The following is a 7,899-nucleotide window of genomic DNA, read 5'->3' on the forward strand; positions in this document are numbered from 1 at the left end:
CGTCAGACCATCGGATTCGAAATACTGCACGGATCGTCCTCCTCCGGGTTCGCGGCCAGTCTAACATCTTTCGCAGGGTGGCAAGGACAGGCGCATCCGGCTAGGATTTCGGAAATAGCGGGAGGAAGGAAATGACGGCTTCAGTTCTCAAGCGCCAGGTCTGCGATGCGATCGACGCCATGGCCCCGATGCTCATCGATGTGAGCCATGCGATCCATGCAAACCCCGAGCTTGCCTTCCACGAGGTGGAAGCGGCGCGGCTGCTGACTGCGCGTCTGGAGAGCGCGGGCCTGCCGGTCACGCGTGGCGCCTTCGGCCTGCCCACGGCCTATGCCTCCGCCTTCGGCCCGGCGGGCGCGCCGGAAGTGGCGATCCTTTCGGAATATGACGCGTTGCCCGGCATCGGGCACGCCTGCGGGCACAACATCATCGCGACGACGGGCCTCGGCGCCGCTCTGGCTCTCGGCGCGCTCGGCGATGCGCTCCCCGGCCCCGTGCGCTATCTCGGCACGCCGGCGGAGGAGCGCGGCGGCGGCAAGGAGCTGATGGCCCGGCAGGGCGCCTTCGAAGGCGTGGACGCGGCGATGATGGTGCATCCCGCCGGCATCGACCTCATCACCATGCCCTGCATCGCGATCTCGGAAGTCGTCGTCACCTATCGCGGCAAGAGTTCCCACGCTTCGGCCATGCCGCATGCGGGCCTCAACGCGCTCGATGCGCTCGTAACCGCCTATCAGGCCATCGCGCAGCTTCGCCAGCACATCAAGCATTCGGAGCGCATTCACGGCATCATCACCAGGGGCGGCAACGCGCCGAACATCGTGCCGGACGAGACGGAGGGGTTCTTCTATGTCCGCGCCGCCAATGCAGAGGAACTTGCCCCGCTGAAGAAGCGCGTTCAGGCCTGCTTCGAGGCGGGCGCCCTCGCCACCGGATGCACCGTCGAGGTCAAATGGGCGATGGCCGACTATCTCGACCTCAAAACCAACATGCCCCTTGCCCGCTCCTATGAGGCCAATATGCGTGGCCTCGGCCGCGATTTCTTCCCGCTCGAAAAAATGCCGGGCGGCAGCGCGGGCAGCACCGATATGGGCAATGTCAGCCATCGCGTGCCCTCGATCCACCCGATGATTTCCTGCGCGCCGCCCAATGTCGTCATCCACAATCCGGAATTTGCGCGCTGGGCTGGATCGGATCTTGGAGACAAGGCCTGTATCGATGGCGCCAAGGCGCTCGCCCTGACGGCCATCGACTACATGACGGATGCAAGCCTGCGCGAAAAGGCCCAGGCCGAGTTCGCCGCGACGGCGGAAGGCTCAGCCCGCTCGATCGCAGCCGCCTATGACCCCAGCGGCAAGGCCGAGATCGGCGGCTGCGGCTGCGGCGCCCACTAAGGGCCGTCAGATCACCGGCGCCTCGACGGCCTCGACTTCCTCCACCACACGCTCATCGAGGATCCGGCGCAGCTCCTGCTGTTCCTTCAGGCCTATGGGGAAGCCCCACATGATGATCGTCACGCAGAGGTTGCAGAGGAACGGCACCGCCACATAGATCACGTTGAGGTTGAACAGCGCTTCCGGCGTGTTGTTGCCCTCGGCCTGGAAGCCGATGCGATCGAGGATGAAATAGACGGCGCCGATGGCGATGGCGCTGCCGACCTTGGCCGTCAGCGTAAGCAGCGCGTAGAAGAGCCCCGTGCGGCGCTGGCCTGTCTTCACCTCGTCGAAATCGCCCACATCCGCCATCATCGAGCGATAGAGCACCGACGGCGTGCCGACATTGACGCCGAGGAAGACGAGGATGAGCGAGGCGACCCAGATATTGCCCGGCGGGATGAGGAACAGCGTCGGCACGAAGCACACATTGAAGAGCGACGCCCCGATCATCGTGTAGTGCTTGCCGAACCTGTAGGAGAGCTTCAACACCAGCGGCACGAAGCCGACGCCGGCGAAGAAATAGAGAAGCAGAAGCTGGTTGGTGTAGCCGCCCACTTCCCAGACGTATTTCGCCTCGAAGATGAACATTGCGCCGAGCGCCGAACCGGAAATGCCGCTGAAGAGATCGGCGATCACCAGGCGGCGAAGGCCGTCATTCGTCATCAGCGCGGTAAAGGCTTCGCGCCAGTGCAGATGCGGCTGCGGCTTCGCATCGCGCTCGCCCATCATGGTCACGGCCAGAAGCGTCGCCAGCGGCGTCACGATGATGATGAACCAGCCGATCACTTCCACGCTGTTATGCGCGGCATCGACGCCGCCGAGAGACTGGATCACCACCGGCAGCATCAGCACCAGCGGCACGCCCAGCACGGAGAGGCCCTCGCGCCAGCCCTGAATCCGGGAGCGCTCGTTATAGTCGTCGCTCAGTTCCGCGCCCCATGACATATGGGCGAGCAGCAGCATGGTGAAGCCGAGATAGAGCACCAGCAGGCCGCCGACGAGATACGCCTCTGTCACGGCCTCGATCGGCGCGAAGCCCAGAGCGCCGATGGCCGAGTTGAGCGCCGGCAAGCCCCGCTTCGGAATGAAGACAAAAAAGCTCGCCAGCATGATGAGCGGCGCGGAGATCACCACCCATACCCGGCGGCGGCCCCACCGGGTTTCGAACTTGTCCGAGACATAGCCGAGAAGCGGATCGACGATCACGTCCCAGCCGCGCGCCAGCGTGAAGGCGGCGCCGACCGCGATCAGGCCGAGCCCCATCGTGGTCGCGTAGAACTCCGGCAGATGCACGGCCAGCGGAAGACCGAGGGCGGCGATGGTGATCGAGGGCATCGCATAAGCGAGCAATCGAAAGGTTGAATGTCTCTCCTCGGCCATGCCAGGTACGCTCCGGTCTGAACTCACGTATTATGGAATGAGAGGGCGAGGCGTGCGCCTGCAACCGGCGCAAACCGTGGACACGCATAACGGGGGAAATAGAAACCTCAATCGCGCGTCGCCCCCTGCCGCGGCAGGCATGGCCCCTCCCTGGGAATGGCGGACTACGGGGGTTCTTTGCTGCCACCGTTTCACCGCCGGGCCGGAGTATGCCGAAGCGCGGCTCAACGGCCAAGCATTACCTTGCGGCATCGCCGGCCCGTCAGTTGGCTTGGCCGCGCTCCGTCATTTCGGATTCCTCGACATAGCGCTCCTCGAGCTTCTCGCGCAGCGCCTGCTGTTCCTTCAAACCGATCGGAAATCTCCACATGATCGCGGCAACGAGGAAGTTGCAGATGACGGGCACCGCGACGAAAACGATTGAGAGGCCGTTGATCGCATGTGCAGAATTGTCGCCCCTCGGATTGAATCCGATCAACGCCAGCGTCCAGAACACGATGCCGACCGCCACCGCGCCGCCGACTTTCTGGGTCAGCGTGAGCATCGAATAGAAGAGGCCCGTGCGGCGCTGGCCCGTTTCCAGTTCGTCGATATCGGCGACGTCCGCCATGATGGAGCGATAAAGGATCGTCGCGCTGCCGACATTGACGCCGAGGAAGACGAGCACCGCGGCCGCCACATAGATGTTGCCGGGTGGGATGAGGAAGAGCACCGGCGCGAAGCAGGCGTTGAAAAGCGATGTGCCGACGAGCGTGTGATGCTTGCCGAAGCGATAGCTCAGCCTCAGCACGAGCGGGATGAAGCCGAGCCCGGCGAAGAAATAGAGCAGCATGAGCAGGCTGGCGAAGCTCTTGAGCTGCCAGACATGCGTGACCTCGTAGATGAACATGGAGGCGAGCGAGGCGGCGGAAAAGCCGCTGGCGAAATCCGCCACCACGATGAGGCGCAGCGCCTTGTTCTTCAGCAGCGGCAGGAAGGCATCCTTGAGCGAGACATGCGGCTGGGGGCGCGAGGGGCGCTCGCCCACGAAGCGCAGATTGAGAAACACGGTCAGCGGCAGCAGGACGATGATGAACCAGCCCATCGCCTCGACGCGGACGGACTCCATGTTTTCCGCGCCCATCGTCTCGATTATCGCGGGCAGCATCAGCACGAGCGGCACGCCGAGAATCTGGAAGGCTTCGCGGAACGCCTGCACCCGCGAGCGCTCGTTGTAGTCGTCGCTCAGCTCGGCCGCCCAGGCCATGTGCGAAATGGTGAGCATCGTCCAGCCGACATAAAGGATGAACATCCAGAAGAAGAGATAGGCCGGCGTCACCGGCGCCGTGGGAATGAAGACGAAATAGGCCGCGAGCGCCGTGATCGGCACGGAAAGCACGATCCAGTGCCGACGCCTGCCCCAGCGCGAGGGAAACTTGTCCGACAGCACGCCCATCGCCGGATCGGTGATCACGTCCCAGAAGCGCGCCAGCATGAAGATCGTGCCCACCGTGGCGAGCCCGAGTTCCATGGGGCCTGCGTAGAAATGCGGAAGATAGACGCCGATGGGCAGGCCAAGCGCGGCAATGGGGATCGCGGGCCCGGAAAATGCGGACAATTTCCAGGCAGAGAGGCGGGCTTCGGCCATTCGGTCGCTAACTCCGTCTATGGGCTGTGGGAAAGTTTCGCGGAGGGGTAGTATGAACAAGCGGCATGGCGCGGCCAAGCCCTCAACTTCCGGCTAGGAATTCACATGCCGCCGGACTAATTTAGCGCCGGTTCGGCGGGGCACCCCGACAGGCAACGAAATCCGGCAGCGAAAGGCGAAGAGCGATGCACGGCCAAGGCACACCGAAATTCTCCAACGACGCTGGCGTGTCTGAAATCCGCATCGGCGTACGCGAATTCGAATGCATGGGCGCGCTGCCGCCCAACGACCATCCGCATGTCTTCCTCGACATGGGCCGCGATACCGAAATCCTCTGCCCCTATTGCTCGACGCTCTACAAGTTCGACGCCTCGCTCAAGGCGGACCAGTCCGTTCCCGCCGACGCGATCTCCCTTCTGAGGGCGCACGCCTGATCTTTCTCACCAGGTGAGGACGAGGCCGAGGGCCGTCGCGCCCATGATGGCGGTGGCGAGCCAGCCAAGCATGCGCAGGCCCGGCGGCAGCATGAGCGGGCCCATGATCTCGCGTCGCCGCGTCATCAGCATCATCATGAACATGACCGGCACTGCGACGATGCCGTTGATGACGGCGCTCCAGAAAAGCGCCTTCACCGGATCGACATCCGAAAAATTCATGATGACGCCGATGAGCGTCGCGAAGGCCAGGACGCCGTAAAACGCCTTCGCCTCGCCGGGCCGGCGCGCAAGGCCGGATGGCCACTGCATCGCCTCTCCCACCGCATAGGCGGCCGAGCCCGCGAGCACCGGCACGGCGAGCGCGCCAGTGCCGATGATCCCCGCCGCGAAAATCGCGAATGCATAAGGCCCGGCAATGGGCCGCAGCGCCTCCGCGGCCTCGGCGGAAGTGTTGATGTCGGTGACGCCATGCGCGTGCAGCGTCGCCGCCGTGGTGATGACGATCGCAAGCGACACGGTATTCGAGAACACCATGCCGATGACCGTATCGACGCGGATGCGGCTGAACTCGCGCGGCGCGGCGGCGAGATCGTCCCGCAGCGGATTGTATAACGGTTTCGCTTCTGCGCTCTCGACCTCCTCCTCCGCCTGCCAGAAGAAGAGATAGGGGCTGATCGTCGTGCCCAGCACGGCGACGACGCATGTGATGAAGGCGGGATCGACGGAAACCGTCGGCACCAGCACGTGATAGGGCATTTGCGCCCAGGGCACATCGACGATGAAAACCGTCGCCACATAGGCAAAGAGCGACAGCGTCAGCCACTTCAGAATGGGCTCATAGCGCGCATACTGGATGAAGACTTCCGCGAGCACGCTCGCCGTGCCGAAGAGCACGACATAGAGAAACGCCGGCCCGCCGATCAGCAGTTTGAGCGCCGCGCCCATGGCGCCGAGATCCGCGCCGATATTGATGGCGTTCGCCGCGAAAAGCAGGCTGACAATGGCATAGAGAACCGGCCGCGGATAATGCCGGGCGAGATTGCCCGCAATGCCGTGTCCGGAGACGCGGCCGATCCTCGCGCTGATTTCCTGGATCGCCACCATGAGCGGAATGCTCAGCACCAGCGTCCATCCGAGCGCATAGCCGAATTGCGCGCCGACCTGCGAATAGGTGGCGATGCCGCTCGGGTCGTCGTCGGAAGCCCCCGTCGTCAGCCCCGGGCCGAGGATGGAGAAGACGCTGCCTCTCCGCTCCGCAGATGGATCGACGGCCTCTTCGTCCTGGCTCATAGGGGTGAGGTGGTTGCCTGGGTTCGGGTCAAGAGACTATGCGGCAATTGCGTTCGATGTGAGGCATGACGGCCGGCGGCCTGCGACGCCGGCGCCTGTGCTTCGGCAAGCGGCGGGTCAGCGCTCCACCACCTTGCGATAGAGGTGCCAGGTGGCATGCCCGAGCACCGGGATGACCACCGCGAGCCCCAGAAAGAGCGGGATCGATCCGATCGCGAGCCCGCCCGCGACGACGAGGCCCCACACGGCCATCGGCCCGGGGTTCATGGCGATGGCGCGGATCGAGGTGCGGATCGCCGTATCGAGGCCGACATCGCGGTCGATCAGCAAAGGAAACGACACGATGCTGATGGCCATGGCGAAGAGCGCGAAGAGAAAGCCCACGCCGCAGCCCACAACGATCATCATCCAGCCGGGCCTCGTTGCGAAGATGTCGCGGATGAAGGAGGAAACCGAGCCGGGCGATTCAGGCCCGAGCGTCCAGTGATAGATGAGCCAGGCCGCAACGAGCCAGAGCAGGAAGGTCACCACCAGCGCGAGGCCGAGAACGACCATCCCGGCGAATGCGGGCAGGCGCACCACGTCGAAGGCGTTCGTCCAGGAAACGGAAAGCCCCTGCTCGCGCCGCCGGCTCATCTCGTAAAGGCCGATCGCGGCGAAGGGCCCGACCAGTGCGAAGCCCGATGCGAGCGGAAAGAGCAGCGGCAGCATGTCGCTGCCGAACATGAACCGCGCGAGAACGAGGCCGACCACGGGATAGAAGACGCAGAGAAAGATGACATCGGTCCGGTAGGCGCCGAAATCGTCGAGACCTTTCGCCAGCGCATCGCCAATGTCCCGAACGCTGATCCGGCGGATCGCCGGGGCGGGCGAATGCATGGTCTCCTGAATGTGATGGAGCGAGGGGCCCGCCGCGCCCAGCGCGAGCGCCATATTGTTGAGCTGCGCCCAGCTCCACTCGATGGGGTTCCTGATGGCCATGTCCGCACCTCCCGAACCGATGGTTCAAGGGCCGGGGGACTGCTCATGCCCGGGCGCCGATCGCGCCGCCAGTCACGAGAGACCCGCGACCTTCCGAGGTAAGAACTATACCTCAGATGGCGCCTCGCGTCTCGGCGGTTGACTCAAATGTTCTCTTTATGTTCCTATTCTATCTGACTTCAAGCTGAGTATGCAGTGATGCGTCAACCCACGGAACCTGAACGCCTTTATCTGGATTTCGACGGTTTTTTCGCATCCGTTGAACAACAGGCCCGGCCCGGTCTGCGCGGTCGTCCTGTAGGGGTCGTGCCGTTTGCCGATGCCGAGCACACCTGCGTCATAGCCTGTTCACGCGAAGCAAAGCTTCGTGGTGTCAGGAATGTCATGCCACTCGACGAGGCACGAAACCTGTGCCCCGACATTGTTTTCGTGCCGCAATCGCCCGATTTGTACCGCCGGGCTCACAACGCGTTGCTTTCCGAAATTCAAGCCATAATCCCCATTGATGCCGTCAAGAGCATTGATGAGATAACATGCCGCCTCGACCTTTCGTCACGGGGCGATCCGCTGACGCTCGGACACAAGATCAAGGAGCGGTTACGGGACAATATTGGACCGTACATCACCTGCTCGATCGGCTTTGCCGCCAATCGTCAATTGGCAAAGATGGCCTGCAAGGCAGGCAAGAAATCTCCGGGCCGCTATGGCGACGGGCTCATCGTCTGGCATCCACGCGACATGCCTGCTC

General features: G+C 63.6%; 6 protein-coding genes and 1 pseudogene. 3 read left to right on the forward strand and 4 right to left on the reverse strand.

Features of this window, described 5'->3' with window-relative positions:
• Positions 1-131 precede the first annotated feature (131 nt).
• Entirely contained in the window at positions 132-1,394 is a 1,263-nt protein-coding gene (locus WBG82_RS10995; protein ID WP_424424572.1) for a M20 family metallopeptidase, read from the forward strand.
• Between the two features lie 6 nt (positions 1,395-1,400).
• On the opposite strand, the gene WBG82_RS11000 is transcribed toward WBG82_RS10995, so the two are convergent.
• Together WBG82_RS11000 and WBG82_RS11005 are read right to left on the reverse strand one after the other, a co-directional pair.
• A complete protein-coding gene (locus WBG82_RS11000; RefSeq protein ID WP_424424573.1) occupies positions 1,401-2,816 on the reverse strand; it encodes an MFS transporter in 1,416 nt (471 codons plus the stop codon).
• Between the two features lie 262 nt (positions 2,817-3,078).
• Positions 3,079-4,443, reverse strand: coding sequence for an MFS transporter (locus WBG82_RS11005; RefSeq protein WP_424424574.1), 1,365 nt, complete (start codon positions 4,441-4,443; stop codon positions 3,079-3,081).
• Positions 4,444-4,628: 185 nt separating this feature from the next.
• On the opposite strand from WBG82_RS11005, the gene WBG82_RS11010 reads away from it, so the two are divergent.
• A complete protein-coding gene (locus WBG82_RS11010; protein WP_424424575.1) occupies positions 4,629-4,877 on the forward strand; it encodes a zinc-finger domain-containing protein in 249 nt (82 codons plus the stop codon).
• Between the two features lie 6 nt (positions 4,878-4,883).
• Here the strand turns inward: WBG82_RS11010 and WBG82_RS11015 are convergent, their stop codons facing one another.
• Both WBG82_RS11015 and WBG82_RS11020 read right to left on the reverse strand, forming a co-directional pair.
• Positions 4,884-6,170 carry an NRAMP family divalent metal transporter gene (locus tag WBG82_RS11015; protein ID WP_424424576.1) on the reverse strand — a complete coding sequence of 429 codons (1,287 nt, stop codon included), beginning with the start codon at positions 6,168-6,170 and terminating at the stop codon, positions 4,884-4,886.
• A gap of 117 nt (positions 6,171-6,287) precedes the next feature.
• Positions 6,288-7,049, reverse strand: a complete 762-nt coding sequence (locus WBG82_RS11020; RefSeq protein ID WP_424424577.1) for a DUF2189 domain-containing protein — start codon at positions 7,047-7,049, stop codon at positions 6,288-6,290.
• Positions 7,050-7,349: 300 nt separating this feature from the next.
• On the opposite strand from WBG82_RS11020, the pseudogene WBG82_RS11025 reads away from it, so the two are divergent.
• A pseudogene (locus WBG82_RS11025) lies at positions 7,350-7,899 on the forward strand (Y-family DNA polymerase); the annotation flags it as partial.

Source organism: Parvibaculum sp. (assembly GCF_049671045.1).
Lineage (GTDB): Bacteria > Pseudomonadota > Alphaproteobacteria > Parvibaculales > Parvibaculaceae > Parvibaculum.

Bases quoted from the DNA above. Each gene is read 5' to 3' on its own strand.
- WBG82_RS10995 (WP_424424572.1), top strand. From the start codon at position 132: ATGACGGCTTCAGTTCTCAAGCGCCAGGTCTGCGATGCGATCGACGCC.
- WBG82_RS11000 (WP_424424573.1), bottom strand. From the start codon at position 2,816: ATGGCCGAGGAGAGACATTCAACCTTTCGATTGCTCGCTTATGCGATG.
- WBG82_RS11005 (WP_424424574.1), bottom strand. From the start codon at position 4,443: ATGGCCGAAGCCCGCCTCTCTGCCTGGAAATTGTCCGCATTTTCCGGG.
- WBG82_RS11010 (WP_424424575.1), top strand. From the start codon at position 4,629: ATGCACGGCCAAGGCACACCGAAATTCTCCAACGACGCTGGCGTGTCT.
- WBG82_RS11015 (WP_424424576.1), bottom strand. From the start codon at position 6,170: ATGAGCCAGGACGAAGAGGCCGTCGATCCATCTGCGGAGCGGAGAGGC.
- WBG82_RS11020 (WP_424424577.1), bottom strand. From the start codon at position 7,049: ATGCATTCGCCCGCCCCGGCGATCCGCCGGATCAGCGTTCGGGACATT.